General features: G+C 68.7%; 26 protein-coding genes. 12 read left to right on the top strand and 14 right to left on the bottom strand.

Annotated elements, in window-relative coordinates; all coding sequences use genetic code 11:
• Positions 1 to 23: 23 nt before the first annotated feature.
• Entirely contained in the window at positions 24 to 941 is a 918-nt protein-coding gene (locus ACSFBC_RS04275; RefSeq protein WP_435509055.1) for a LysR substrate-binding domain-containing protein, read from the bottom strand.
• A 112-nt stretch (positions 942 to 1053) separates the two neighbouring features.
• Between ACSFBC_RS04275 and ACSFBC_RS04280 the strand changes: the two genes are divergently transcribed.
• Both ACSFBC_RS04280 and ACSFBC_RS04285 read left to right on the top strand, forming a co-directional pair.
• Positions 1054 to 2367 (top strand): MFS transporter, encoded by a 1314-nt coding sequence (locus ACSFBC_RS04280; protein WP_435509056.1) that lies wholly within the window; start codon positions 1054 to 1056, stop codon positions 2365 to 2367.
• Between the two features lie 29 nt (positions 2368 to 2396).
• On the top strand, positions 2397 to 3488 hold the full coding sequence (locus ACSFBC_RS04285) for a M14 family metallopeptidase (RefSeq protein ID WP_435509057.1): 1092 nt from the start codon (positions 2397 to 2399) through the stop codon (positions 3486 to 3488).
• Between the two features lie 3 nt (positions 3489 to 3491).
• Here ACSFBC_RS04285 and ACSFBC_RS04290 read toward each other — a convergent pair whose 3' ends face one another.
• On the bottom strand, positions 3492 to 3905 hold the full coding sequence (locus ACSFBC_RS04290) for a hypothetical protein (RefSeq protein WP_435509058.1): 414 nt from the start codon (positions 3903 to 3905) through the stop codon (positions 3492 to 3494).
• 59 nt (positions 3906 to 3964) lie between these two features.
• On the opposite strand from ACSFBC_RS04290, the gene ACSFBC_RS04295 reads away from it, so the two are divergent.
• Positions 3965 to 4183, top strand: coding sequence for a hypothetical protein (locus ACSFBC_RS04295; protein WP_435509059.1), 219 nt, complete (start codon positions 3965 to 3967; stop codon positions 4181 to 4183).
• Here ACSFBC_RS04295 and ACSFBC_RS04300 read toward each other — a convergent pair.
• Positions 4180 to 5082 carry a DUF808 domain-containing protein gene (locus tag ACSFBC_RS04300; RefSeq protein WP_435509060.1) on the bottom strand — a complete coding sequence of 301 codons (903 nt, stop codon included), beginning with the start codon at positions 5080 to 5082 and terminating at the stop codon, positions 4180 to 4182. The two genes, ACSFBC_RS04295 and ACSFBC_RS04300, sit on opposite strands and share 4 nt — an antisense overlap.
• A gap of 110 nt (positions 5083 to 5192) precedes the next feature.
• The gene (locus tag ACSFBC_RS04305; protein WP_435509061.1) at positions 5193 to 5708 is read right to left on the bottom strand and encodes a GNAT family N-acetyltransferase; all 516 of its coding nucleotides are present in this window, start codon (positions 5706 to 5708) and stop codon (positions 5193 to 5195) included.
• Positions 5709 to 5798: 90 nt separating this feature from the next.
• On the opposite strand from ACSFBC_RS04305, the gene ACSFBC_RS04310 reads away from it, so the two are divergent.
• From ACSFBC_RS04310 to ACSFBC_RS04320, 3 genes are read left to right on the top strand one after another with little or no spacing between them, the layout of a single operon-like run.
• Positions 5799 to 5948, top strand: coding sequence for a hypothetical protein (locus ACSFBC_RS04310; RefSeq protein ID WP_219211758.1), 150 nt, complete (start codon positions 5799 to 5801; stop codon positions 5946 to 5948).
• Positions 5945 to 6223, top strand: a complete 279-nt coding sequence (locus ACSFBC_RS04315; RefSeq protein WP_435509062.1) for a VF530 family protein — start codon at positions 5945 to 5947, stop codon at positions 6221 to 6223. Before ACSFBC_RS04310 ends, ACSFBC_RS04315 begins: the two co-directional genes overlap by 4 nt.
• Before the next feature lie 2 nt (positions 6224 to 6225).
• Positions 6226 to 6516: a 2Fe-2S iron-sulfur cluster-binding protein gene (locus ACSFBC_RS04320; RefSeq protein ID WP_435509063.1), complete on the top strand. Its 291-nt coding sequence runs from the start codon at positions 6226 to 6228 to the stop codon at positions 6514 to 6516.
• Between the two features lie 13 nt (positions 6517 to 6529).
• Here the strand turns inward: ACSFBC_RS04320 and ACSFBC_RS04325 are convergent, their stop codons facing one another.
• From ACSFBC_RS04325 to ACSFBC_RS04335, 3 genes are all read right to left on the bottom strand, one after another.
• Positions 6530 to 7177, bottom strand: coding sequence for an RES family NAD+ phosphorylase (locus ACSFBC_RS04325; RefSeq protein WP_435509064.1), 648 nt, complete (start codon positions 7175 to 7177; stop codon positions 6530 to 6532).
• On the bottom strand, positions 7174 to 7845 hold the full coding sequence (locus tag ACSFBC_RS04330; RefSeq protein WP_435509065.1) for a hypothetical protein: 672 nt from the start codon (positions 7843 to 7845) through the stop codon (positions 7174 to 7176). The genes ACSFBC_RS04325 and ACSFBC_RS04330 overlap by 4 nt, the downstream gene beginning before the upstream one ends.
• A 105-nt stretch (positions 7846 to 7950) precedes the next feature.
• Entirely contained in the window at positions 7951 to 9135 is a 1185-nt protein-coding gene (locus tag ACSFBC_RS04335; protein WP_435509263.1) for an MFS transporter, read from the bottom strand.
• A gap of 97 nt (positions 9136 to 9232) precedes the next feature.
• Between ACSFBC_RS04335 and ACSFBC_RS04340 the strand changes: the two genes are divergently transcribed.
• Positions 9233 to 9895: an RluA family pseudouridine synthase gene (locus ACSFBC_RS04340; protein WP_435509066.1), complete on the top strand. Its 663-nt coding sequence runs from the start codon at positions 9233 to 9235 to the stop codon at positions 9893 to 9895.
• Positions 9896 to 9912: 17 nt separating this feature from the next.
• On the opposite strand, the gene ACSFBC_RS04345 is transcribed toward ACSFBC_RS04340, so the two are convergent.
• The 5 genes from ACSFBC_RS04345 to egtB all read right to left on the bottom strand — a co-directional run bounded on the left by ACSFBC_RS04345 (position 9913) and on the right by egtB (position 14472).
• Complete coding sequence (locus ACSFBC_RS04345) at positions 9913 to 10353, bottom strand: universal stress protein (protein WP_435509067.1); 441 nt, start codon at positions 10351 to 10353, stop codon at positions 9913 to 9915.
• 117 nt (positions 10354 to 10470) lie between these two features.
• Positions 10471 to 11214, bottom strand: coding sequence for a 2OG-Fe dioxygenase family protein (locus ACSFBC_RS04350; RefSeq protein ID WP_435509068.1), 744 nt, complete (start codon positions 11212 to 11214; stop codon positions 10471 to 10473).
• A gap of 31 nt (positions 11215 to 11245) precedes the next feature.
• Complete coding sequence (locus tag ACSFBC_RS04355) at positions 11246 to 11527, bottom strand: DUF427 domain-containing protein (RefSeq protein WP_435509069.1); 282 nt, start codon at positions 11525 to 11527, stop codon at positions 11246 to 11248.
• A 711-nt stretch (positions 11528 to 12238) separates the two neighbouring features.
• The gene (gene egtD, locus ACSFBC_RS04360; protein ID WP_435509070.1) at positions 12239 to 13222 is read right to left on the bottom strand and encodes an L-histidine N(alpha)-methyltransferase; all 984 of its coding nucleotides are present in this window, start codon (positions 13220 to 13222) and stop codon (positions 12239 to 12241) included.
• On the bottom strand, positions 13222 to 14472 hold the full coding sequence (gene egtB, locus ACSFBC_RS04365) for an ergothioneine biosynthesis protein EgtB (RefSeq protein ID WP_435509071.1): 1251 nt from the start codon (positions 14470 to 14472) through the stop codon (positions 13222 to 13224). The genes egtD and egtB overlap by 1 nt, the downstream gene beginning before the upstream one ends.
• Positions 14473 to 14589: 117 nt before the next feature.
• Here egtB and ACSFBC_RS04370 point away from each other — a divergent pair, with 117 nt between their 5' ends.
• On the top strand, positions 14590 to 15927 hold the full coding sequence (locus tag ACSFBC_RS04370) for an NAD(P)/FAD-dependent oxidoreductase (RefSeq protein WP_435509072.1): 1338 nt from the start codon (positions 14590 to 14592) through the stop codon (positions 15925 to 15927).
• 24 nt (positions 15928 to 15951) lie between these two features.
• Here ACSFBC_RS04370 and ACSFBC_RS04375 read toward each other — a convergent pair whose 3' ends face one another.
• Entirely contained in the window at positions 15952 to 17658 is a 1707-nt protein-coding gene (locus tag ACSFBC_RS04375; protein WP_435509073.1) for a long-chain fatty acid--CoA ligase, read from the bottom strand.
• A gap of 203 nt (positions 17659 to 17861) precedes the next feature.
• Between ACSFBC_RS04375 and ACSFBC_RS04380 the strand changes: the two genes are divergently transcribed.
• Complete coding sequence (locus ACSFBC_RS04380) at positions 17862 to 18302, top strand: OsmC family peroxiredoxin (protein ID WP_435509074.1); 441 nt, start codon at positions 17862 to 17864, stop codon at positions 18300 to 18302.
• On the opposite strand, the gene ACSFBC_RS04385 is transcribed toward ACSFBC_RS04380, so the two are convergent.
• Positions 18292 to 20088, bottom strand: coding sequence for a PAS-domain containing protein (locus ACSFBC_RS04385; RefSeq protein WP_435509075.1), 1797 nt, complete (start codon positions 20086 to 20088; stop codon positions 18292 to 18294). The two genes, ACSFBC_RS04380 and ACSFBC_RS04385, sit on opposite strands and share 11 nt — an antisense overlap.
• 150 nt (positions 20089 to 20238) lie before the next feature.
• On the opposite strand from ACSFBC_RS04385, the gene ACSFBC_RS04390 reads away from it, so the two are divergent.
• The 3 genes from ACSFBC_RS04390 (at position 20239) to ACSFBC_RS04400 (ending at position 22651) form a co-directional block, all read left to right on the top strand.
• A complete protein-coding gene (locus ACSFBC_RS04390; protein WP_435509076.1) occupies positions 20239 to 21036 on the top strand; it encodes a GntR family transcriptional regulator in 798 nt (265 codons plus the stop codon).
• A complete protein-coding gene (locus ACSFBC_RS04395) occupies positions 21033 to 21845 on the top strand; it encodes a transporter substrate-binding domain-containing protein (RefSeq protein ID WP_435509077.1) in 813 nt (270 codons plus the stop codon). Before ACSFBC_RS04390 ends, ACSFBC_RS04395 begins: the two co-directional genes overlap by 4 nt.
• A gap of 149 nt (positions 21846 to 21994) precedes the next feature.
• Positions 21995 to 22651 carry an amino acid ABC transporter permease gene (locus ACSFBC_RS04400; RefSeq protein ID WP_435509078.1) on the top strand — a complete coding sequence of 219 codons (657 nt, stop codon included), beginning with the start codon at positions 21995 to 21997 and terminating at the stop codon, positions 22649 to 22651.
• Positions 22652 to 22666: the final 15 nt, after the last annotated feature.

Below are 22666 nucleotides of genomic sequence, written 5' to 3' on the forward strand. Positions count from 1 at the left end.
CGCCCCGAACGACGGCAGCGGGCTCAGACGACCTCGGCGGGCCGCAGGTCGAGCGCCGCCGAGGCCTGCGCGATGCATTCGGCGAAAATCTGCGCTGCCGGCGTCTGCGCCCTGCCACGGCGCTGCAGCACGCACACGCGCAGCGTAGGCAGCACGTCCTCGATCTCGATCCGGCGGATGCCGTGCTGCGAGAAAGCCAGTTCCGCCAGCGGTTCGACGAACAGGCCCACCAGGTCCATGTGCCCGACCAGCGCCAGCGCGACGGTCACCGACTGACCCTGGATCACCCGCCTCGGCGCCTCCAGGCCGTGCGGCGTGAACAGCGGCAGCACCGCGTTGCGGCCCAGGTCGCCGTCGCCCGGCAGCACCCATTCGGCGTCGTGCAATTCCTTGAGCGTGCGCACATGGCGCAGGGGATGGCGCTTGCGCACGCCGACGAAAAGCCGTACCGCGAACAGCTCGAAGCTCTCGAACTGCGGGTCGAGCGTGCCGGGCACCACATGCGCCACCGCGAAATCGAGCCGGCCGTCGCGCAGGCCGTCGAGCATCGAGGGCAGCACCGCCTCGCTGAAACGCACCTCGACGGCCGGCAGCTGTTCATGGAAGGTCTTGAAGGCTGAGGGCAGCACGGTCAGCGCGAAGGAGGTGCTGACCGCGACCGACACCGTGCCGGTCGCACCGTCGCGGATCTGCGCGATCTCGTCACGCGCGCGCCGCATGTCCGCGAGCAGCAGCCGGGCCCGCGGCGCGAAGGCTTCGCCGAACTGCGTGAGCCGCACGCCCTTCACGCTGCGCTCGACCAGCGGCGCGCCGACCTCGCGCTCGAGTTCGCGCACGATCTTGGTCACGGCGGGCTGCGACAGGCCCAGCACGCGCGCCGCGCCGCGGATGCTCATCTGCTCGACCACGGCCACGAAGGCATGAAGCTGGTTGGGTTTCAAGGGGGGAAGTGTCCGGCAATGACAACAAAAAGTTATCGTCTCGCCCCGATTATTGTCTTTTCATGGGCGCTCGTGCTCTCTAGCATCCGCGCCCAACAACACTCGGAGTCCAATGCCTTCCTCGCCTGCGCACACCCGGCCCGGCCGTCGCAAGACGATCGTTGCCACCACCATCGGCAACGCCCTCGAATTCTTCGACTTCACGGTCTACGGCTTCCTGGCCCTGACCATCGGCAAGCTCTTCTTCCCGACCTTCAACGCCTACGGCCAACTGCTGCTGACGGTGGCGAGCTTCGGCGTCGGCTTCATCATGCGGCCGCTGGGCGGCATCGTGATCGGCGCCTATGCCGACCGCGCCGGGCGCAAGAAGGCCATGACGCTGACCATCTTCCTGATGGCGCTGGGCTGCCTGCTGATCGCTGCCGCGCCCACCTACGCCCAGATCGGGGTGGCCGCGCCGCTGCTGATCGTGCTGGCCCGGCTGATCCAGGGCTTCTCGGCCGGCGGTGAAGTCGGTGCCTCCACCACGCTGCTGGTCGAACACGCCACGCCGCAGAACCGCGGCTACATGGCGAGCTGGCAGTTCGCGAGCCAGGGCCTGGGCATCCTGCTGGGCGCCGTGGTGGTGGGCGTGCTGTCCTTCACGCTCGCGCCGCAGGCGATGGAGAGCTGGGGCTGGCGCGTGCCCTTCGTGCTGGGCCTGGCCATCGCGCCGGTCGGCATGTACATCCGCCGCCACCTCGAGGAATCGCTGGAGATCGCAGCGCCGCCGCCGGCCGGCACCAAGCGCGAAAGCAGCATCAGCGAAGTCTGCCGCCTGCATGGCCGCACGGTGCTCAACGCCGTCCTGACCATGGTCGGCGGCACCGCCGCCGCCTACGTCGTGAGCTTCTACATGCCGACCTACGCGATCCGCGAACTCGGCATGGCGCCGCCGGTCGCGCTGTTCGGCGCGGCGCTGACCGGGCTGCTGTCCTTCACGCTGGCGCCGCTGGTGGGCCTGTGGGCCGACAAGGTCGGCCGCAAGCCGCTGATCCTCTGGAGCCGGCTGGCCCTGGCGGTGATGATCTACCCGGGCTTCTATTGGCTCAACGCCTCGCCGACGCCCGCCGTGCTGTTCACCGTGGTCGGGCTGCTGAGCATCACGCTGGTGATCCAGAGCGTGCCCGGCATCACGATGCTGCCCGAGATGTTCCCCAAGCACGTGCGCGCCAGCGGCATGTCGCTGGTCTACAGCGTGGGCGTGGCGCTGTTCGGCGGCTTCTCGCCCTTCATCAGCACCTGGCTGCTCAACGCCACCGGCAACAAGCTGGCACCGGCCTGGTACTTGCTGGCCATGACGCTGGTCTCGCTGATCGGCCTGTACAGCCTCAAGGACCACACCGGCCAGGACATCGACAAGGTCGCGCGCCCCGCGGCCGCCTGATTGCCTCTTCCGCACAAGGACACACGCTCATGCACAGCACCCAAGCCACCCGTCATTTCTCCGGCACCTATGTCGAGGCGCGCCGCAAGTTCCTCGAGGCCGCGGCCGAACGCCAGGCGACCGTCGAATCCTTCCTGCTCGAAGGTCACACCGGCGCCCTGGGCGAGACGCTGTCCACCGACACCGCCTACCTCGGCGCACCCAGCGTCGACAAGCTGCTGCTCGTGAGCTCCGGCACGCACGGCCCCGAGGGCTTCTGCGGCTCGGGCTGCCAGGTCGCGATGCTGCACGACGCCGACCTGCTGGGCCGCCTCGAGCGCGCCGGCGTGGCGCTGCTGCTGGTGCATGCGGTGAACCCGCACGGCTTCTCGCACCTGCACCGCACCAACGAAGACAACATCGACCTCAACCGCAACCACATCGACTTCACGCAGCCGCTGCCGGTGAATGCCGCCTACGCCGAGGTCGAGCCGCTGATCCTGCCGGCGCAATGGCCGCCGACCGCCGAAGCCCAGGCCGCCGTTGCCGCCTACATCGGGAAGCACGGCATGCGCGCCTACCGCGCCGCCGTGACCACCGGCCAGTACAGCGCGCCCGACGGCGTGTTCTACGGCGGCACCGGCCCCTCGTGGAGCAACCGCACGATGCGCACGATCCTGCGCAAGCACGGCGCCGCGGCCCGGCACATCGCGTGGATCGACGTGCACACCGGCCTGGGCCCCTACGGCCACGGCGAGAAGATCTACCCGGGCCGTCCGGCCGGCCTGCAGCGAGCGCTGGCCTGGTGGGGTGCGGACGTGTTCGCGCCCTTCGACGGCACCTCGGCCTCGGCCGACGTGACCGGCCCGGTGGTCTCGATCGTCTACGACGAATGCCCGCAGGCCGACGCCGCGCTGATGGGCCTGGAGTTCGGCACCCTGCCCGATCTGGAAGTGCTCGACCGCCTGCGCGCCGACACCTGGCTGCGCCGCCATCCCGAGGCGCCCGAAGCGCTGCAGCGCGCGATCCGCCGCGACGTACGCGACGCCTTCTACTGCGACAACGACGAGTGGAAGGGCATGGTGCTGGGCCAGGCCCGCGCGGTCATGCTGCAGAGCCTGCAAGGCCTGCAGAAGGCCTGAGGATCAGCGGCGCGCGGCCTGCCGGCACTGCCGCAGGTTCGCGTCGAAGCGCGGCCCCAGCCCGGGCTCGCATTCGCTGCCGTTGGGCATCAGCTTGCAAAGCCCGACGATCACGAAGTCGGACACCGCGTCGGTGCACATCCGGTAGCTCGCCAGCGCCGGATTGGCGTGCGACTTGAAGCCCCAGTCCTCGGAAAACGAGACGATGCGGCCCATGGCCGCCTCGAAGTAGTCGCGGTCGCGCTCGGCCACGGCGCCCTCCATCTTCGGCAGCTCGCCATCGAGAAAGCGCACGGCCGCCGCCGGGTACTGCGTCGGGTCCGGCTGGGCCGCGGCGCCGGCGCAAGCCAGCACGGTCGCGAGGGCCAGGATCAGCCGCTGCGGGCGTCGGTTCGAGGTCGGATCGGCAGGTGTCATGGGTCGATTCTCGCCTGCGCAGGAGGCCGGCCGGCCACCGCCCCCCCTACACTCGGCGCATGGCTTCCAAACCCTCCCGTCAACCCCGCATGGTCGAACGCGGCATCCTCTGCCTGCTGATCGGCGTGGCCGTGATCGTCGCTCCCTATTTTCTTCCGGCCTCCGGCACGCGCGACATGATCGCCGGGGCCGTCGTGGTCGGCTGGTTCGCCGTCGTGCTGGGCGCGGCGCTCACCGCGGTGGCGCTCGTGCAGCGCGCCAAGGGCCGGGGCGACTAGCCTCGCTTCAAGACCTTCTTCGCCACCTCGACCACCGCCAGCACCACCGCGCCGGCCACGATGCCGATGCCCGCGTTGACGAGCATGCTGCCGACCGTGCCCAGCATGCCGTTCGCGGCAGCCCAGGCCTCGACCGCATGGCCGAGCGCCGGCACGCCGTGCACCAGGATGCCGCCGCCGACCAGGAACATGGCGGCCGTGCCGGCCACCGACAGCGCCCGCATGAGCCAGGGCGCGAAGGCCAGGATGCCGCGGCCCAGCGCCCGCGAGACCGCGCCCGCGCGCTGGCTCAGATAGAGGCCGGCGTCGTCCAGCTTCACGATGCCCGCGACCAGGCCGTAGACGCCGATGGTCATCAGCAGCGCGATGCCGACCAGCACGCTGAGCTGCGTGCCGAAGGGCTGGCCCGCCACCGTGCCCAGCGTGATCACGATGATCTCGGCCGACAGGATGAAGTCGGTGCGGATCGCGCCCTTGATCTTGGACTTCTCGACCGCTGCCACGTCGACCGCAGGATCGGCCACCGCTTGCACGTGGCGGGCGACGTCGGCGGCGTGCTCGTCCTTGTGCAGGAACTTGTGGGCCAGCTTCTCGACGCCTTCGAAGCACAGGAAGGCCCCGCCGATCATCAGCAGCGGCGTGATGGCCCAGGGCAGGAAGCTGCCGATGAGCAACGCTGCCGGTACCAGGATCGCCTTGTTGACGAAGGAACCCTTGCACACCGCCCACACCACGGGCAGCTCGCGGTCGGCCTTGACGCCGGAAACCTGCTGGGCATTGAGGGCCAGATCGTCGCCCAGCACGCCGGCCGTCTTCTTGGCCGCCACCTTGGTGAGGATGGACACGTCGTCGAGCACCGTGGCGATGTCGTCGAGCAGGAGGAAGAGACTGGCGGCCATGAGGGAGGTGGAAGCGGGTGAAGCCCTGGAGCTTAGCCTGTGGATGCGACAGCGTCGCGAAAAAAGGTCGCCGGCCTACGCGGTGTCGCGCCGGCCTGGCGACCCTGTCGTCAGACCGCGCGCTTGAGGCGGATCTCTTCGATCTTGACCGTGCCGAGCGCCGTGGTCTTGGCGGTTTTCATCTCGCGCTTGAAGCCGGCCAGCTCGTGGAAGCGCATGGCGCGTTCGTTGCGCAGCGGCACCCAGATGGTGACGACGGTACAGCCCTCTTCTTCCAGGCCGTCGCGGGCGGCGTCCCACAGTGCGACGCCGACGCCCTTGTCCCAGTGCGCGGGCAGCACGTAGATGGCCCAGATCTCGCCGGTGGTCGAGGGCGTCTTGGGGTCGCGCGAACGGTCGTAGCCGACGAATCCGACGACTTCGTCGCCCAGCACCGCGACCTGCACCTGCGGCTCGCTGAACTCGATGGCTTCGCGCCACTTGGCTTCGCGGGTGGCCGGCGCGAGCGCACGCAATTCTTCTTCGGGCAGGATGTCCGTGTAGGCGACCTTGGCGGCGGCGGCGTGGACTTCGGCGATGGCTTTGGCATCGCGCATCGTGGCGGGGCGGACTTCGTAGTGGGACATGGAATGCAGAGTTCTTCGATGGAACCGCCTATTGTCGCCGCGCCGCTAAACTCACCGCCGTATCAACCATTTTTCTGCGGAGAGTCCACCATGGCCAAAGGTCAGCAACGCGCCAACAAAGAGGCCAAGAAACCCAAGAAAGACACCTCGCCACCGAAGCCGATCTCCTCGGCCACGAGCGAGCCGATCCGTACCGTGACCACCGCGGTCATCCCGCGCGGCAAGCTCAAGAACAAGTGAGCGACGACGCCGTCCCGCCGACCGCGGCGGCCCAGCCGCGCAATCCGCTGCACGGCCTCACGCTCGAGGCCATCGTGGTGGCGCTGCAGGCGGAGTACGGTTGGCCCGGCTTGAACGAGCGCATTCCGCTGCGTTGCTTCGAGAGCGATCCGAGCGTGTCGTCCAGTCTCAAGTTCCTGCGCAAGACGCCGTGGGCGCGCGAGAAGGTCGAAAGCCTGTACCTGTTCATGCTGCGCGACCAGCGCCGGCAGCAGCAAGGCGCGGCGCCCCGCTGAGCATGCGAGTGCGCATCGCGCCGGGCGGTTTCGAATTCGACGCCGAGCCCGAGCAGACCCTGCTGCGCGCCGCCGACGCAGCCGGCATCACGCTGCCCAGTTCGTGCCGCAACGGCACCTGCCGCACCTGCATCTGCCTGCTGCGTGACGGCCAGGTGCGCCACACCATCGACTGGCCCGGCCTGAGCGCCGAAGAAAAGACCGAAGGCTGGATCCTGCCTTGCGTGGCGCAGCCGCTGTCGGACGTGACGCTCGAGGTGCCGCAGGCGTTTTCGGTGTTCGGCGATTCATGATCGCCGCCTCGGTTCAGGACGCGTCGATGCCCGCACGCAAACCTGCAGCAAGGATCGCCTGACGCAAGCCGTCGTTGCGCGCGAGCGGCCCGCCGCGGCGCGTGCCCGCGAGCACGCCCTTGACGCGGTCGCCGAACAACACGACCGAGCGGTCGCGGTCGCGCTGGCGCGACATCCACATCAACCCGTCGATATCCGCGAACCGATGGTGCAGCGCCTCGGCCCAGGCTGCCGTGGCCAGGTAGTCGCGCGACGGACTGGCGATCAATTCTTCCTTCGGCACCTTCATGCGGTGCAGCCCTTCACTCGTGAGGTCCACGAGCCGGAGCACCCGGTTCGGCACCAGCTCGCCGTGCCCCCTCGCGGCGAAGAAGTCGAGGTCCACGAACTTGTCGGGCGCATCGACAGGCACATCGTGGAACACCGTCTCGAAGATGGCGCAGTCCAGCGTCGAACCGCCGTACAGGTAAGGCACGAGCTTGCCCTTGGCGTCGCGGATCGGCGCGAAGCGCGTCGGCTTGCGCAGCACGCCGGCGGCATCGGCACCCGGGTTGAAGCTCTCGGGCGCGAAGGCCGTGTCGTGAACGACGTGGATCACGTCGCCCGCGGGCCAGTGCTCGAACAGGGGATCCAGCGGAGCAACTGGCGCGCGGCAGGTCAAGCCGCGCTCCCCTCGGCGTCGCGTCGCGCGGCGGCGACCACGGCCTGCGGGTTCGTGCTCAGCAGATCGACCGGCCGCGCGCTGTCGGGCAGGCCGCCGTTGTTCGACGTGAACCACAGCGCCAGCTTCCAGGCCGCCTTGTGCGCGCCGAAGGCCTCGAGCACCTCGTGCACCGCCTTGATGGGCTTGTGCGCCTCGAACTGGAAGGCCGGATAGACATCGCGCTCGCGCGCCGTCTTGTCCGGATGCGGCACCGTGAACACCTGCCGGCGCTTGCGCCAGTTGTCGGCCAGCGCGGAACGATTGCCGGCCTGGGAGCCATTGGCATCCGCCAGCTGCTCTGCGGTGAAGTGGCCGAACTCGTTGAGCACGCGCGCGTGGCGGGTGGCGAGCCGCCGGGCCATGTCCAGTTCGACCGCGCTGGACACCAGCATCCGCTCGGCCATGAAATCGACGACCTCCGCCATCCGACGCTCGCGCACCGTCGTCATCTTCTCGACCAGCAGCCGATCGAGCATCGACAAGGAGGCCAGCAACATGCTGGAGCTGGCGGCGTCCTTGACTTCGAGCAGGAAGGTCCGGCCCGGCGTGCGTCGGCCCGAGGCGTCGCGGTAGGGCTCTACGGAGAGCAGGTCGCCCTGCAGCGTGGCGGATGCGGCTTTGGCCATGGCTTCGGCTCCTTTGATCTGATTGATGAGATTTTACGCCTTCAGATCAATCAGATCAAATTCACCCGCATCACCGCACTGGCCGGTGAAGGCATCCGCTGCAGGTCAGCGCAGTGGCGCGGAGACCATCCGGTCGCGCTTCGCCAGCGACGGAAACAGCCGGAACCAGGCCAGCGCCACCACCATCGTGCCGGCCCCGCCCAGCACCACCGAGCCCACCGGCCCGAGCAGCGCGGCCGTGGCGCCCGATTCGAACTCCCCCAGCTGGTTGCTCGCGCCGATGAAGATCGAACTCACCGCGCCGACCCGCCCGCGCATGTCGTCGGGGGTTTCGAGCTGCACCAGCGTCTGGCGGATCACCACGTTGACCATGTCGGCGCCGCCCGAGATCGCCAGCACGATCAGCGAGACGGTGAAGCTGCGCGAAAGGCCGAACACCACCATGCAGAGACCGAAGGCGCCCACCGCGACCAGCAGCGTGCGGCCGATGTGGCGCTCGATCGGACGGCGCGTGAGCACGATCGAGGTGAGCAGCGCACCGACCGCGGGCGCGCTGCGCAGCAGGCCCATGCCCCAGGGCCCGGTGTGCAGGATGTCCTTGGCAAAGATCGGCAGCAGCGCCACCGCGCCGCCCAGCAGCACCGCGAACAGGTCGAGCGAGATCGCGCCCAGCACCGGCTTGCGCCGCCAGATGAAGTCGACGCCGGCGAACACCGTGGCCAGCGTGACCGGTTCGCGCACCCGCACCGGCTGCACATAGCGCAAACGCGCCACCAGCACGCAGCCGACCGCGAACAGCAGCACGCTGACGCCGTAGACCACGCCGGTGCCGGCCGCGAACAGCAGGCCGCCCAGCGCCGGGCCGCCGATGACCGCGCCCTGCATGCCGGCCGAGCTGAAGGCCATGGCGCGCGGCAGCATCAGCGGTGGCACCAGCATCGGCGTGAGCGCCTGCTGGGCCGGCATCTGGAAGGCGCGCACCGCGCCCAGCACCACCGACAACCCCAGCAGCAGCGCACGCGAATCGTGGTGCAGCACGTGCGCGCACAGCAGCGCCGCGCCGACGGTGCCCTGCAATGCGAGGCAGGCCGCGACGATGCGGCCCCGATGGTGGCGGTCGACCACATGGCCCGCATAGAGCGCGAGCAGCAGCGCGGGCACGAACTGGTAGAGGCCGACCAGGCCCAGGTCCCAGGCGCTGCCGGTCAGGTCGTACATGTGCCAGCCGATCGCGACCAGCAGCATCTGGCTGGCGGCGGTGCCGAACAGCCGCGCCACCCACAGCCGCATGAAGGGCCGCTCGCGCGTCAGGTCGGAAAAGGTCGGGGCAAACGGGGCATCGGAGGCGGGAGCGGCGGCGGACATTCGATCGAGAATAGCCCAGCCCATGAAACCCTCGCTGCCGCTCGACCTGCCACCCGACCTCACGCTCGTCCACGAAGACCCGCACCTGCTGGTGCTCGACAAGCCCTCGGGCCTGCTGTGCGTGCCCGGTCGGGGCGAGGACAAGCAGGATTGCCTGAGCGTGCGCGCCCAGGCGCGCTGGCCCGAGGCGCTGGTGGTGCATCGGCTCGACATGGCGACCAGCGGCCTGGTGCTGATGGCGCGCAGCCCGGCCGTGCAGCGTGCACTGGGCGATGCCTTTGCCGAACAGGCGGTCTGGAAACGCTACGAAGCCATCGTCGATGGCGTGCTGGCAGAGGACCCGCACTGGTCGGTGATCGACGCACCGCTGATGGCCGACTGGCCGCGGCGCCCGCTGCAGAAGATCGACCTCGAAGGCAAGCCCAGCGTCACGCGCTGGCGGGTGCTGGAACCCCTGCCCTCGCTGGGCGCGAGCCGGCTGCTGCTCGAGCCCCGCACCGGCCGCACGCACCAGTTGCGAGTGCACCTGGCGTCGATCGGCCATCCGATCCTGGGCGATGCGCTGTATGCCGATGCGGCGGTGCAGGCACGCGCCTCACGGCTGATGCTGCACGCCAGCGTGCTGCAGCTCCGTCACCCGGTCGATGGGCAGGCGCTGCGTTTCGAAAGTACCGCGCCTTTTTGACGGCAAGGGCCCTGTGCTCAGTTCCCCTTGACCACCAGCACCGGCACGCGCGAATCCTGCAGCACGCGCTGCGTCACGCTGCCCAGGAGCAGTTTCTCGATGCCGGTCCGGCCGTGCGATCCCATGACGATGAGGTCGACGCCCAGCGCATTGGCGGTGTCGACGATGCCTTCGTGCACCACATGGCCGTCGATCACGCGCTGATCGCTGTGCAGGCCTTCGGCCGCGAGGGCGGCCACGCCACGGGCCAGCGCCGCATTGGCGCTGGAGGTGGCCGCGGCCAGGTATTCGTTCTGGCCCAGCGCATAGTCGGCGCCGACGCCGATGAAGGGGTAGTTGTCGATCACGTGGATCAACGTGATGCGACTGCCGAAGGCCAGCGCCAGTCCGCTGGCCTTGCTGACCGCGTACATCGATGTTTCGGAACCGTCGATCGGAACCAGGATGTGATTGAACATGGCATGCCCTCGCTGCGTTCTTGGCTCGCGCGGAGCCGGGGTTGCAATTTAACCCGAGTGCGGAGGTCGGGCTTGTAGGACGGGCGCGGCGACCGGCCGCGCCCTTCCGCGTCGTGCTCAGTCGCCCTGGAAGGCGCCCGCGCGGCAGGTCACGACCAGCGTATCGCGGTGGCCGGCCTCGCCTTCGGCCAGGGGCTGGATCGGCGTCGATTCGTGGATGACACGCGCATCGTCGAGCAGCAGCAGCGTCCAGGGTTCGGTCATGGTGAAGCGTTCGCCGCGCCGACCATCGGCCTCGAACACGCGGGTCTCGCCGCCCTTGACACCTTGGCGGCCCACCAGCATCACGGCGACCAGGTCGACGCCGTCGCGGTGCGCGCCTTCCGGCGTGGGCCGGCCGATGCCGTCGGCGGTGTCGATGCGAAACTGGTGCGCTTCCACGAACCAGCGCTGCGCGCCGCGCAGATCGCTCGCCGCGTCGGCGATGCGCAGCATCAGCCGCTGCCAGGTCGGGCTCTCGACGGTCGCGGGAAGCATCTGCGCAAACCAGCGCTGCATGCCGCCGTGCAGCGCGTTGTATTCGACCGGCTGCCAGTGCGCACGGTGCGGCACCGGCGCCAGCGACGGGCCGTCGACCGCGAAGCAGGCGTGGCGCCGCTGGCGGTAGCGGCCACCGTCCTTGAGGTATTCGTCGGGCGGCAGATCGTTCCAGTCGGCCTGCAGTGCATCGAGTGCCGCCAGCGGCAGGCCCAGCCATTCGGCCACGCCTTCCGGGCTCAGCACGGCATAGCCTTGCGTGCGCAGGGCGGCGGCGACTTCGGAGGGCGAGGTGGCGGGCGGTTGGAAGCTGGTGGCGCTCATCGGCCGGCTTTCGTGCGACTGCGCACCGTGCTCATGCCTCGACCTTCACGCCCTTCCAGAAGGCGACACGGTCCTTGATCTCTTCGGCTTCGGGCTTGGGGTCGACGTAGTACCAGGCGGCGTCGGCATGCAGTTCGCCGTTGACCAGCAGCGAGAAGTAGCTCGCCGAGCCCTTCCAGGGGCAGGTGGTCTTGTGGTTGCTGAAGGTCACGTAGTCGCGGTTGAGCGAACTCATCGGGAAATAGTGGTTGCCTTCGACGAGCACGGTGTCGTCGCTCTCGGCGATGGTGACGCCGTTCCAGGTTGCTTTCATGGTCTTGGTCTCTAAGGGAGGGTTGCGGGCGCTGGCCGTTGCGCTGCTTACGGGGCGGTTGATATTGTGACGCTGTGGCGACCTGATACTTTTCCTGGGCTTAATCTGCCTTTGTTGGCGATGGAGGGTTGAGGGGCCGGGTCTCGCCCCGGCGGGCGACTCACTTTTCTTTGCTTCGCCAAAGAAAAGTAAGCAAAAGAAAGGCGACCCCACTGGCTGCGACCCCTGCGCTTCGCTCCGGGGCACCCTGCGGTGCTCACGTTTCGCGGGGTCTCGCTCGAACTCGCTTCGCTCAAACATGAGCGAGCCCTGATCCGCGAAACGCTCCGCTCCTCAGCGCATCCAGAGGGGCTTGAAGAGCACCCGGGCCTTCGCTTCGCTCGGCCCGGCAAAACCAAAGCCAAACCAGCATTGCAGGCGCCTCGCGCCTGCAATGCGTTGGTGGCCGAGCGAAGCGATGGCCCGTTCGGTTCCCGCTCCCAAATCCCTTCTGTCTGCGCCGAGGAGCGCAGCGGTTCGCGGATCAGGGCTCGCGATTGTCTGAGCGAAGCGAGTTCGAGCGAGACCCCGCGAACCGCGAGCACCGCAGGTTGCCCGCAGCGAAGCGGAGGGACGCAGACAGCAGGGTCGCCTTTTCTTTGCTTACTTTCTTTTGGCGAAGCAAAAGAAAGTGAGTCGCCCGCCGGGGCGAGACCCGGCCCCAGACCCTAGCTAGGCCGCAAGCCAATGCACGCTGAACAACCTCTCCGGATCCGTCCAAACAGCCACCGGACGAAACCCCGCCCGCACAGCCAGAGAACGCAACCCCTCCACCGTGAACTTGTGCGAATGCTCGGTATGCAGCGTCTCCCCTTCCGCGAACTCGAAGGTTTCGCCATTCAACACAACGCTCTGCGCACACCGACTCACGAGATGCATCTCGATCCGCTGCAACGGCGCGTTGTAGAAGGCCGCGTGACGGAAGGCCTCGAGATCGAAATCGGCCCCCAGCTCGGCATTCGCGCGCCGCAGCAGGTTCAGGTTGAAGGCCGCCGTCACGCCTTGCGCATCGTTGTAAGCCGCGTGCAAAAGCGCCGGATCCTTGACCAGGTCGACGCCCAGCAGCAAGCCTCCGCCACGCAACAGCCGAGAAGCCAATTGCAGGAAGCTCAAGGCCTCGTCCGGCGTGAAGTTCCCAAGGGTCGACCCCGGGAAGAAACCCACGCGCCGCCCTGCCCCTTCTCCAGGCGCCGGCAGCACCAGCGGCATCGTGTAGTCGGCCGCCACGGGCTGCACCACGAGTTGCGGGTAGTCGGCGCGCAGGCGTTCGGCCGCCGCCTCGAGGTGCTCGCCCGAGATGTCGATGGGCAAATAACGCCGCGGCGTCTCGAGCGCGTCCAGCAGCAGCCGCACCTTGGTCAGCGAACCGGCCCCGAATTCGATGATCTCGGCGTTCGGGCCGATCTGTTCGGCGATCTCCGCCGCGCAGTCGGTCAGGATGCCCAGTTCGGTGCGCGTCGGGTAGTACTCGGGCAGGTCACAGATGCGGTCGAACAGCGCCGAGCCCTCGACGTCGTAGAAAAACTTGGGCGACACGCTGCGTGGTCGACGCGACAGGCCGGCCTGCATCTCGCGGCCGAACTCGGACAAGGGCGCCGGGTCGGAAGACGGGGCGCCGCGCGGCATATCGACGGAAAAGGACGCGGGATTGCGCATCAGAGATCCTTTGCGAGCCGCAGGCCCGAGAACTGCCAGCGTGCGGCCGGCGGGAAGAAGTTGCGGTAGCTGGGCCGGGTGTGGCCCGCGGGCGTGGCCACGCTGCCGCCACGCAGCACCAGCTGGCCGACCATGAACTTGCCGTTGTATTCGGCCGCCACGCCCGGCAAGGGCCGGAAGCCGGGATACGGGTCGTAGGAGGATCGCGTCCACTGCCAGACATGGCCAGTCATCTCGTTCATGCCGGCGTCGGCACAGGACGCCTCCCACTCGAATTCGGTGGGCAGCCGCGCGCCGGCCCATTCGGCATACGCGGCCGCCTCGTAGAAACTCAGTTGCGACACCGGCACCTCGTGCGCCAGCGGCCGCACGCCATGCAAACCGAAAATCTGCCAACCCACGGCCGCGCCGCCGGAAAGGCCCAGGCGCGGATCGTCGGGCGCGAGCCAGTAGGCCGGCGCGCGCCAGCCCTGGGACTGCACGGCCGCCCAGCCGTCGGACAGCCACAGCTCGGGCCTCTGGTAGCCGCCGTCGGCAATGAACTGGGCGTAGTCGCCGCAATTCACCAGCCGGTCGGCGATGGCGTAGGGCCGCAGCAGCGCGCGGTGGCGCGGCGTCTCGTTGTCGAAGGCGAAGCCCTGGCCCTCGTGCCCGATCTCGACAGAGCCGCCGGGCTGGGCACGCCAGCGCATCTCCGGCGCCACGGTGGCCAGGCGCAAGGCCGGACCGCCCGCTGCACGGTAGGCCGGCAGCAAAGGGTTGCAGGACAAGGCATGCAGGATGTCGGTGAGCAGCAGTTCCTGGTGCTGCTGCTCGTGGTGCAGGCCCAGCGTGAGCACCGCCGCCACCGTGTCCCAGGCCGCGGCATCCACCGTGTCGAGCAAGCGCTCGACACCGGCATCGACGTGCGCGCGATAGGCGTGCACCTCGTCGACCGAGGGCCGTGTAAGCAGGCCGCGCTGCGGGCGCGGGTGGCGTGGGCCCAGCGCTTCGTAGTAGGAGTTGAACAGGTACTGGAAGCGCGGGTCGAAAGGCCGATAACCGCTCGCATGCGGCTGCAGCAGCACCGTCTCGAAGAACCAGGTGGTGTGGGCCAGGTGCCACTTGGTCGGGCTGGCATCGGGCATCGACTGGATGCACTGGTCCTCCGCCGACAAGGGCGCTGCCAGCTCGAGGCTGGCGGCACGCACCGCACGGAAGGTCTCACGCAAGACGTCGGGGGCCTGCGTGCTCGGCCGGGAAAGCTTCATGGGGAGGACTCCAGGGATCGCATCGGGCGTTGTAGTCGATGCAGCTGCGATGCGTCCGTAGGACAAGTACGCGCCGCCTCGCGTCACCGCGGATTTTGCGTTGCCCATAATGCCTGCATGAATTCCACTGCCTCTGCCCGCCGCCCCCATGTCCTCATCGTCGGCTGTGGTTTCGGCGGACTCGAGGCCGCGCGACGGCTGCAGCGCGAAGCGGTCGACGTGACGGTGATCGAGAAGACCAACCACCATCTGTTCCAGCCCCTGCTCTACCAGGTGGCGACCGCCGGCCTGGCCGCGCCATCGATCGCTGCGCCGACGCGGCTGCTGTTCCGCGGGCAGGCTTCCATCACCACGCTGCTGGGCGAAGTGACCGACATACGGCCGGCCGAGCGCACGGTGCAACTGCGCGACGGCCAGTGCATCGCCTACGACCACCTGATCGTCGCGGCCGGCGCCACGCACAGCTACTTCGGCAACGACCACTGGGCCCGCTTCGCCCCCGGCCTCAAGACGCTGGCCGATGCCTTCGAGATCCGGCGCCATGTGCTGATGTCCTTCGAGGCCGCGGAGAAGGAAAGCGACCCGGTGCGCCAGCGGGCGCTGCTGACCTTCGCCGTGATCGGTGCCGGCCCGACCGGGGTCGAGATGGCCGGCACGCTGGCCGAGATCGCGCGCCACACGCTGGCGGGCGAGTTCCGCCGCATCGACCCGGCCAGCGCCGAGGTGCTGCTGATCGAAGGCGGGCCGCGGGTGCTGCAGGCCATGCCCGACGGCCTGAGCCAGAAGGCCCGGGAGCAGCTCGAGCGGCTGGGCGTGAAGGTGCGCCTGAACGCACGGGTCACCTCGATCGACGCCACCGGCCTCGACATCGCCGTGGGGGCCGACGGTGCCACCGCGCGCATCGACACCCACTGCGTGGTCTGGGCCGCGGGCGTGGCGGCCTCGCCGCTGGGCCGGCTGCTGGCGACCGCGATCGGCGCCGAGGTCGACCGTGCCGGCCGCATCCGCGTCGAGCCCGACCTGAGCCTGGCCGGCCACCCGGAGATCAGCGTGGTGGGCGACCTGGCCGCCGCGCTGAGCCACGCCCCCGGCAAGGACCCAAAGCCCGTGCCCGGCGTCTCACCCGGCGCCAAGCAGATGGGCCGGACCGCCGCGGACAATGTGCTGCACCGCCTGGCCGGCGAGCCGACCGAGGCCTTCCGCTACCGCGACTACGGCAACCTCGCGACCATCGGCCGCAATTCGGCCGTGGTCGACCTGGAGACGCCCTTCGGCCCGCTGCGCTTCAGCGGCAAGCTCGCGTGGTTGTTCTGGCTGTTCGCCCACGTCTATTTCCTGATCGGCTTCCGCAACCGCCTGGTCGTGCTGATGGACTGGGCCAGCGCCTACTGGAGCTTCCGCCGCTACGCGCGCGTGGTGGCCGATGTGGACGTGGCGGGCAAGGGCGAGTCGTAGCGCCCTGCCCCCGGTGCGCCTTTGTCAGGCCGCCGCGGCCGGCTCGACCGGCTCCTTCTCCTGCAGCAGCCGCCACATCACCTTGCCGGCGCCGCTCTTGGGCAGCGCATCGACGAACTGCACCCGGCGCGGCGTCTTGTAGACCGCCATGTTTTCCCGGCACCAGTCGATGATTTCCTGCTCGGTGGTGTCCTTGTGGCTGGGGCGCAGCACCACCACCGCCTTGACCGACTCGCCGCGGTAGGCGTCCTTCATGGCGATCACGCAGGCTTCCTGGATCGCCGGGTGCTTGAACATCAGCAGTTCGACCTCGGCCGGCCAAACCTTGAAGCCGCTGGCGTTGATCATCCGCTTGAGCCGGTCGGTCATGAAGAAGTAGCCGTCCTCGTCGACCCGGCCCATGTCGCCGGTGCGGAAGTAGCGCTTGCCCTCGAACTCGATGAACGCCGCGGCCGTGGCGTCGGGCCGTTTCCAGTAGCCCTGGAACACCTCGGGGCCGCAGGTGATGATCTCGCCGGACTCGCCGACCGGCAGCTCCTTGAAGGTGTCGGGGTCGACCACGCGCGAGTCGCTGCTCATGAACGGGATGCCCAGGCACTGCTGCTTGGGGTTGTCGGCCGGCTGCGCATGCGAGGGGGCCGCGGTCTCGGTCAGGCCATAGCCTTCCTGGTACCTGAGGCCGTACTGCTCGAACAGCCGCTGGGCCACGGCCTGCGGCATGGCCGCGCCGCCGCCGCCGATGTAGTTCAGGCTGCGCAGGTCGAAGCTCGCGAAGTTGGGGCTGCTCATGAGGTCGATCACCATGGTCGGGATGTTGGTCCAGCTGGTGATCTTGCGCAGCGAGATCAGCCGGCCCGCCACCTCGCGGTCCCAGCGCGGCATGATGACCAGCGTGCCGCCCGAGAAGATGGCGGTGTGCATCATGCTCACCACGCCGGTGATGTGGAACATCGGGATCACGGCCAGCACCGTCGCCTCTCCCGACACCGAGCCCCAGAGCTGGCTGGCAACCGCGTTGTGCATCAGGCTCGAATGGTGGTGCACGCAGCCCTTGGGCAGGCCGGTGGTGCCGCTGGTGTAGGGCAGCAGCGCCATGTCGTTGGCGCCGACCACGTGCTCGGGAACCGGATGGCCCGCCTCCAGCGCGTCCTGCCAGTGCATCGTGCTGCCGCTGGCCAGTGCGGGCAACGGGTGGCGCGCGAGCAGCCAGTCGCGCCAGGCCGGTGCCGGGGCTTCGTCGCCGCTCACGTCCGCATCGAAGGCGTCGGTGAACTGGGTGACGATCAGGTGCGCCAGGCGCTGTGCGGGCTCGAGCGCATCGCTGGCCTTGGCCAGTTCGGGCGCCAGGTCGCCGGTGGTGATCGCCACCTTGGCATCGGGGTCGACGATGTAGTGCTTGAGCTCCTCGGCCCGGTTCATCGGGTTGACCGGCACCACCACCGCATTGGCACGAAGGATCGCGAAATGCGCGATGACCAGTTGCGGGCAGTTCTGCATGTCGAGTACCACGCGGTCGCCGCGCCGCACGCCCAGCGCATGCAGGGTGCCAGCCAGGCGCTCGGCCTGCGCCACGAGTTCGCGGTAGCTCAGCTCCCGGCCGAAGAACACCAGCGCCGCCTTGTCCGGGTAACGTGCGGCCGAGACCGCGAGGTTGTGCCACAACGACGTGGCGGGCACGGTGATGGCGTGGGGCAGGCGCTGCGGCCAGAACTTGTGATGCGGACGGTCCATGAAGTCTCCCATTTGAGGGCAAGAGCCTACGACGCGGCGCGTCGCGCTTGCATCGGGGAAGCCCCGACGCGGGTCACCTGTGCGACGCATCGACGGTGACTTCGTTCCCGAAAAGAAAGCCGGTCGATGGCCTGCGCACCGACAGACGGCCGCGCGCTTTGGTTCTAAAAGGAGGGTCTTCATCCACCACCCGAGGAGTACCCATGGCAGCAGAAAAGAAGGCAAGCGTTCACTGGGAAGGTGCCGGCAAGACCGGCCAGGGCCAGATCAGCACCGAGACCGGCGCGCTGAAAGACTACCCCTATGGTTTCGCGAGCCGCTTCGGCGACGACCGCAAGGGCACCAATCCGGAAGAAATCGTGGGCGCGGCGCACGCCGCCTGCTTCACCATGGCTTTCGCCTTTGCGCTGGAAGCCGAGGGCCTGGCCGCGACGGCCATCGACACGCGTGCAGCGGTCCGCCTGACGAAGGACGGCGCGGGCTTCAAGATCGACCGCATCGCGCTGGAGCTCGACGCGACGGTCCCCGGCCTCGACGATGCGAAATTCCAGGCCATCGCCGCGGCCGCCAAGGCCGGCTGCCCGCTGTCGAAAGCCCTGACCGGCGTGCCCGAAGTCACGCTCAAGGCCGTGCTCAAGGGCTGATCCAGGCGGAGGGGTCCGGATCAGCGTCGGTCACGCACTCGCCGAAGACCCGGATGCCCGCCACGCCCTGCGCCTTGGCGGCATACATGGCGCTGTCGGCGTGGCGCAGCAGCAGGTCGGGGTCGCGCCCGGCGTGCGGGTAGAGGGCGATGCCGATCGAGGCCGCCACCGACAGGCCGTGGCCCTCGATCTGCATCGGCTCGGCCAGCGCTGCCAGGATGCGCTCGGCCAACTGCCGTGCAGGGGCCGGCTCGCCGACCCGGTGCTGCAGCACGGCGAACTCGTCGCCGCCGAGCCGGGCCAGCACCTCGTCCGTGCCGGTGACCCGTCGCATCCGTTCGGCCACCGCGATCAGCACCTGGTCGCCCACGGCATGGCCGAAGCGGTCGTTGATCGGCTTGAAATGGTCGATGTCGATGTAGTGCACCGCGAAGGCCTCGCCGCCCTGCGCGGCCGCGGCGGTCGCCGTGCTCAGGTGCTCGAGAAACGCCTCGCGGTTGACCAGCGCGGTCAGGCCGTCATGGCGCGCCAGGTGGCGGATGCGCTCTTCGCTGCGGCGCCGCTCGGTGATGTCGGTGTAGGTGCGCACCACGCCGCCGCCCTCGATGGGCACGCTGAAGATCTCGATCACGCTGCCGTCGGGGCGACGCCGCTCGTAGCGCTCGACGATGTCGCGGATGCCGCCGGCACGGATGAAGTCCAGCAAGTCCGCCGGCGTGCCGGAGAACTCGCCTTGGGCCATCTGGTGGTCCAGCACCTGCTGGAAGCTGGGGCGTGAGGCCATCAGTGCCTCGGGCAGATCGAGCAGTTCCATCGCGCGTCGGTTGCACACCTCGACCACCCGCTCGGCATTGACCATCATGATGCCCTGCTCCATGCGCTCGAGCGTGGCCTCGAGCACCGCGGACTTCTGCCGCAGCAGCGCCTCGCTCTCGCGTGCGCGGCGCTCGGCCGCCAGCAACTGCTGCTGCTGACGCTTGAGCATCGTGATGTCGACGTGCGCGAAGAAGCCCTTGCCGTCGGGGCTGCGCTGCGCGATCACGCGGCTCCAGCGCGCGCCGGGCAGCGGCAGCTCGAAGGGTGCCCCGGCAAAGCGCATGTTTTCATCGAGGATGGCCATTCCCTCTTCGAACAGCGCCCGCTCGTCGCCGCGGTTCTCGGCCCAGGCCTGGTGATAGGCGTCGGCAAAGCGCAGCCCGTGCGCCGCACGCCGGTGCGGCAGCCCGTACATCGCGACGAAGGGCTCGTTGACCCACAGGATGCGGTCGTCGCTGCCGGTCACCATGACGCCGTCGGCCACATGGTCGAACAGCGCCGTGCCATCGACCTCGGGTGCGCCCGACAGGCTGCCGAACGCCGAGATCACCTCACTGCCGCGCTCGGCCGCCTCCTCTTCCTTCCAGAGCCGGATCCGCCCCACGCCCGGCAAGGGCAGCGACGCGACGCACAGCGAGCGGCCCTCGTGCTCGAAGACGAAGGGGCGTTGCTGCGCGTGGTGCCGCGCCAGGCCTTCGGCGATGTAGCGCTCGATCGACGGCATCTCGCGTGCGTCCAGCCGCCCCTCGTAGAAACGGCGCAGATTGACGGCGTACGGCTCGCCGGCCTGCATATGGCCCACGTGCTCGGGGAAGAAGCGCAGGAAACTGCGGTTCCAGAGCAGGACGGCGTCGTTCTCGTCGAACAGGCAGACCGCGACGCCCAGCCCGTCGAGCGCGGCAGCCACCGGCCTCAGCAAAGTGGCGGCGGCCTCCGGGCTACCGCGAACCGGCAACTCATGAGCGCTCATCGAAAGGTCTCCACGCGGTGATCGGGCTGGTGCAGCGTCGCTGCGCGGTGGATTCTGCCTGCGAAGCCGGCCGCCGCGCGTGAGACTGCACCGACGGCGTGCGCACAGCGCTTGCATACCAGCAGGCACGGAAACTGCTCGCACCCGGTCATGTCCATCTCCGCATCCGAAATCAGTGCCCGCATCGTCGAAGCGGTGATGGCAGGCAAGCTCGCGCCCGGCTCACGCCTGGGCGAGCAGCAGCTCGCCATGCTCTTCGACTGCAGCCGCACCATCGTGCGCGAGGCGCTCACGCGCCTGGCGGCCCGAGGCATCGTGACCGTGTCCTCGCGCCGCGGCTGGTTCGTCATCGAGCCCTCCGAGGACGAAGCGCGCGAGGCATTCGAGGCCCGCCGCGTGATCGAGGTCGGCCTGATCCGCAGCGCCGGGCGCATCGAGAAGCCCGCGCTGCGCCGGCTCAAGCTGCACCTGCAGCGCGAGCAGGCGGCCGTGCAGGGCACCGACGTGGGCACGCGCAGCTTCCTGTTGGGCGACTTCCACGTCTGCCTGGCCGAGTGCCTGGGCAACAGCCTGCTGGCCGACACGCTGCGCGACTTCACCGCGCGCACCACGCTGATCGCGATGCTCTACCAATCCACGCACGATGCCGCGCAATCGTGCGCGGACCATGTGCGCATCGTCGATGCACTGGCACGGGGCGATGCGACCCAGGCGGAGGCATTGATGGCCGAGCACATCGGAACGGTGCAGTCGGCCCTGCGCCTGCAGGCCCGCAGCGACCCGCTTGCGCACCTGCGCGATGCACTCGCACCCGTTCAGGGCGGCGAACTGAACGACAAGAGCAAGGCACACGTCTTGCATACAAGCCCTCGCAAGAAGAAGGCAGCACCACCCTCGTCCACCGCCTCTTCCGACGATTCATCGACCTACCTAGGAGCCCTGCTATGAAGTCCTTCCTTTCCACCACGTTCTCGACGCGACGCGTCGCCGTGCTCGCGCTGGCTTCCGCCACGCTGCTCGCCGCCGGCGCCGTGCAGGCCCAGGCCGCGCTGGACAACATCCTCAAGTCGAAGACGCTCAAGGTCGCCGTGCCCACCGACTACCCGCCCTACGGCTCGGTCGACCGGACCATGACGCCGATCGGCCTCGACGTCGAGATGGCCCATCTCATCGCGTCGAAACTGGGCGTGAAGGTCGAGCTGGTGCCCGTCACCAGCGCCAACCGCATCCCCTACCTGCAGACCCGGAAGGCCGACCTGGTGATCTCCACCCTGGGCAAGAACGCCGAGCGCGAGAAGGTGATCGATTTCTCGGCCGCCTATGCGCCTTTCTTCCAGGCCGTCTACGCAGGCAAGAGCATGAAGCTCACGAGCTTCGCCGACATGGCCGGCAAGACCGTGGCCGTAACGCGCGGCGCGATGGAGGACCAGGAACTGAACAAGGTCGCGCCGGCCAACGTCGACTACCGCCGCTTCGAGGACAACAACGCGACCATCGCCGCCTTCGTGGCCGGCCAGACGCAGACCATCGCCACCAGCGCCGCGGTCGCAGGCGACATGCTGGCCAAGAACCCCAAGGTCAGCGCCGAATTCAAGCTGCTGCTCAAGGACAGCCCGTGCTTCGTGGGCATCGCCAAGAACGAGACCGCGCTCAAGGCGAAGGTCAACGAGATCATTGCGGCGGCGAAGAAAGACGGCACCTTGGATGCCATGTCGAAAAAGTGGCTCGGCAAGGCCGCCGGCGACCTGCCTGTATAGGCCCACCCCCGACGCGGCTCACTTCGTGTAGCCGCCTCCCCCTCGAGGGGGCGACACCAGCGGCCCGGCGAAGCCGGTTCCGCGGTGTCCCACGACTGAAGAACAAGTGCGATTGCTGTTGATGTGCCTGGCACCAAGGAGCCTTTGATATGGAATTCGACTTCGGCGCCGTCCTCGTCGACTGGCGGCTGCTGGCCAAGGGCATCGGCTGGACCGTGGGCCTGACGGCCATCGCCACGCTGATCGGCATGGTGGTGGGCGTGGCCTGCGCCTGGGCGCGTTCCAGCGGGCCGGCCTGGCTGCGCTGGGTGGTGGGCACGTACGTGGAGCTGATCCGCAACACGCCCTTCATCGTGCAGCTGTTCTTCATCTTCTTCGGCCTGCCGGCTGCCGGGGTGAAGCTCACGCCCGAGACCGCGGCGGTCATCGCGATGGTGGCCAACCTCGGCGCTTACGCCACCGAGATCATCCGCGCCGGCATCGAGGCCACGCCGCGCGGCCAGATCGAGGCGGCCGTGAGCCTGGCGCTCGACAAGGTGCAGGTGTTCACGCGCGTGGTGCTGCCGCCGGCACTCAAGAAGGTGTGGCCCGCGATGGTGAGCCAGATCATCATCGTGATGCTGGGGTCGGCCGTGTGCAGCCAGATCTCGGTCGAGGACCTGAGCTACGCCGCCAACCTGATCCAGAGCCGCAACTTCCGCGCCTTCGAGGCCTTCATCGTCGCGACGGTGCTGTACCTGGCGCTGTCGGTCGGCTTACGCCGCCTGCTCAACTGGGCCGGCCCGCGCTGGTTCTTTGGACGCTGAACGCGGGAGAAAAGC

This window comes from Variovorax frigidus, assembly GCF_051216515.1.
Classification (GTDB): Bacteria; Pseudomonadota; Gammaproteobacteria; order Burkholderiales; family Burkholderiaceae_C; genus Variovorax.

Coding starts and splice junctions, on each gene's coding strand:
- ACSFBC_RS04310 (WP_219211758.1), top strand. CDS start 5,799: ATGGCCAAAGGTCAGCAACGCGCCAACAAAGAGGCCAAGAAACCCAAG.
- ACSFBC_RS04320 (WP_435509063.1), top strand. CDS start 6,226: ATGCGAGTGCGCATCGCGCCGGGCGGTTTCGAATTCGACGCCGAGCCC.
- ACSFBC_RS04335 (WP_435509263.1), bottom strand. CDS start 9,135: ATGCGGCTGTGGGTGGCGCGGCTGTTCGGCACCGCCGCCAGCCAGATG.
- ACSFBC_RS04370 (WP_435509072.1), top strand. CDS start 14,590: ATGAATTCCACTGCCTCTGCCCGCCGCCCCCATGTCCTCATCGTCGGC.
- ACSFBC_RS04385 (WP_435509075.1), bottom strand. CDS start 20,088: ATGAGCGCTCATGAGTTGCCGGTTCGCGGTAGCCCGGAGGCCGCCGCC.
- ACSFBC_RS04290 (WP_435509058.1), bottom strand. CDS start 3,905: ATGACACCTGCCGATCCGACCTCGAACCGACGCCCGCAGCGGCTGATC.
- ACSFBC_RS04280 (WP_435509056.1), top strand. CDS start 1,054: ATGCCTTCCTCGCCTGCGCACACCCGGCCCGGCCGTCGCAAGACGATC.
- ACSFBC_RS04400 (WP_435509078.1), top strand. CDS start 21,995: ATGGAATTCGACTTCGGCGCCGTCCTCGTCGACTGGCGGCTGCTGGCC.
- ACSFBC_RS04375 (WP_435509073.1), bottom strand. CDS start 17,658: ATGGACCGTCCGCATCACAAGTTCTGGCCGCAGCGCCTGCCCCACGCC.
- egtB (WP_435509071.1), bottom strand. CDS start 14,472: ATGAAGCTTTCCCGGCCGAGCACGCAGGCCCCCGACGTCTTGCGTGAG.
- ACSFBC_RS04380 (WP_435509074.1), top strand. CDS start 17,862: ATGGCAGCAGAAAAGAAGGCAAGCGTTCACTGGGAAGGTGCCGGCAAG.
- ACSFBC_RS04390 (WP_435509076.1), top strand. CDS start 20,239: ATGTCCATCTCCGCATCCGAAATCAGTGCCCGCATCGTCGAAGCGGTG.
- ACSFBC_RS04340 (WP_435509066.1), top strand. CDS start 9,233: ATGAAACCCTCGCTGCCGCTCGACCTGCCACCCGACCTCACGCTCGTC.
- ACSFBC_RS04330 (WP_435509065.1), bottom strand. CDS start 7,845: ATGGCCAAAGCCGCATCCGCCACGCTGCAGGGCGACCTGCTCTCCGTA.
- ACSFBC_RS04350 (WP_435509068.1), bottom strand. CDS start 11,214: ATGAGCGCCACCAGCTTCCAACCGCCCGCCACCTCGCCCTCCGAAGTC.
- ACSFBC_RS04395 (WP_435509077.1), top strand. CDS start 21,033: ATGAAGTCCTTCCTTTCCACCACGTTCTCGACGCGACGCGTCGCCGTG.
- ACSFBC_RS04305 (WP_435509061.1), bottom strand. CDS start 5,708: ATGTCCCACTACGAAGTCCGCCCCGCCACGATGCGCGATGCCAAAGCC.
- ACSFBC_RS04345 (WP_435509067.1), bottom strand. CDS start 10,353: ATGTTCAATCACATCCTGGTTCCGATCGACGGTTCCGAAACATCGATG.
- ACSFBC_RS04300 (WP_435509060.1), bottom strand. CDS start 5,082: ATGGCCGCCAGTCTCTTCCTCCTGCTCGACGACATCGCCACGGTGCTC.
- ACSFBC_RS04285 (WP_435509057.1), top strand. CDS start 2,397: ATGCACAGCACCCAAGCCACCCGTCATTTCTCCGGCACCTATGTCGAG.
- ACSFBC_RS04355 (WP_435509069.1), bottom strand. CDS start 11,527: ATGAAAGCAACCTGGAACGGCGTCACCATCGCCGAGAGCGACGACACC.
- egtD (WP_435509070.1), bottom strand. CDS start 13,222: ATGCGCAATCCCGCGTCCTTTTCCGTCGATATGCCGCGCGGCGCCCCG.
- ACSFBC_RS04295 (WP_435509059.1), top strand. CDS start 3,965: ATGGCTTCCAAACCCTCCCGTCAACCCCGCATGGTCGAACGCGGCATC.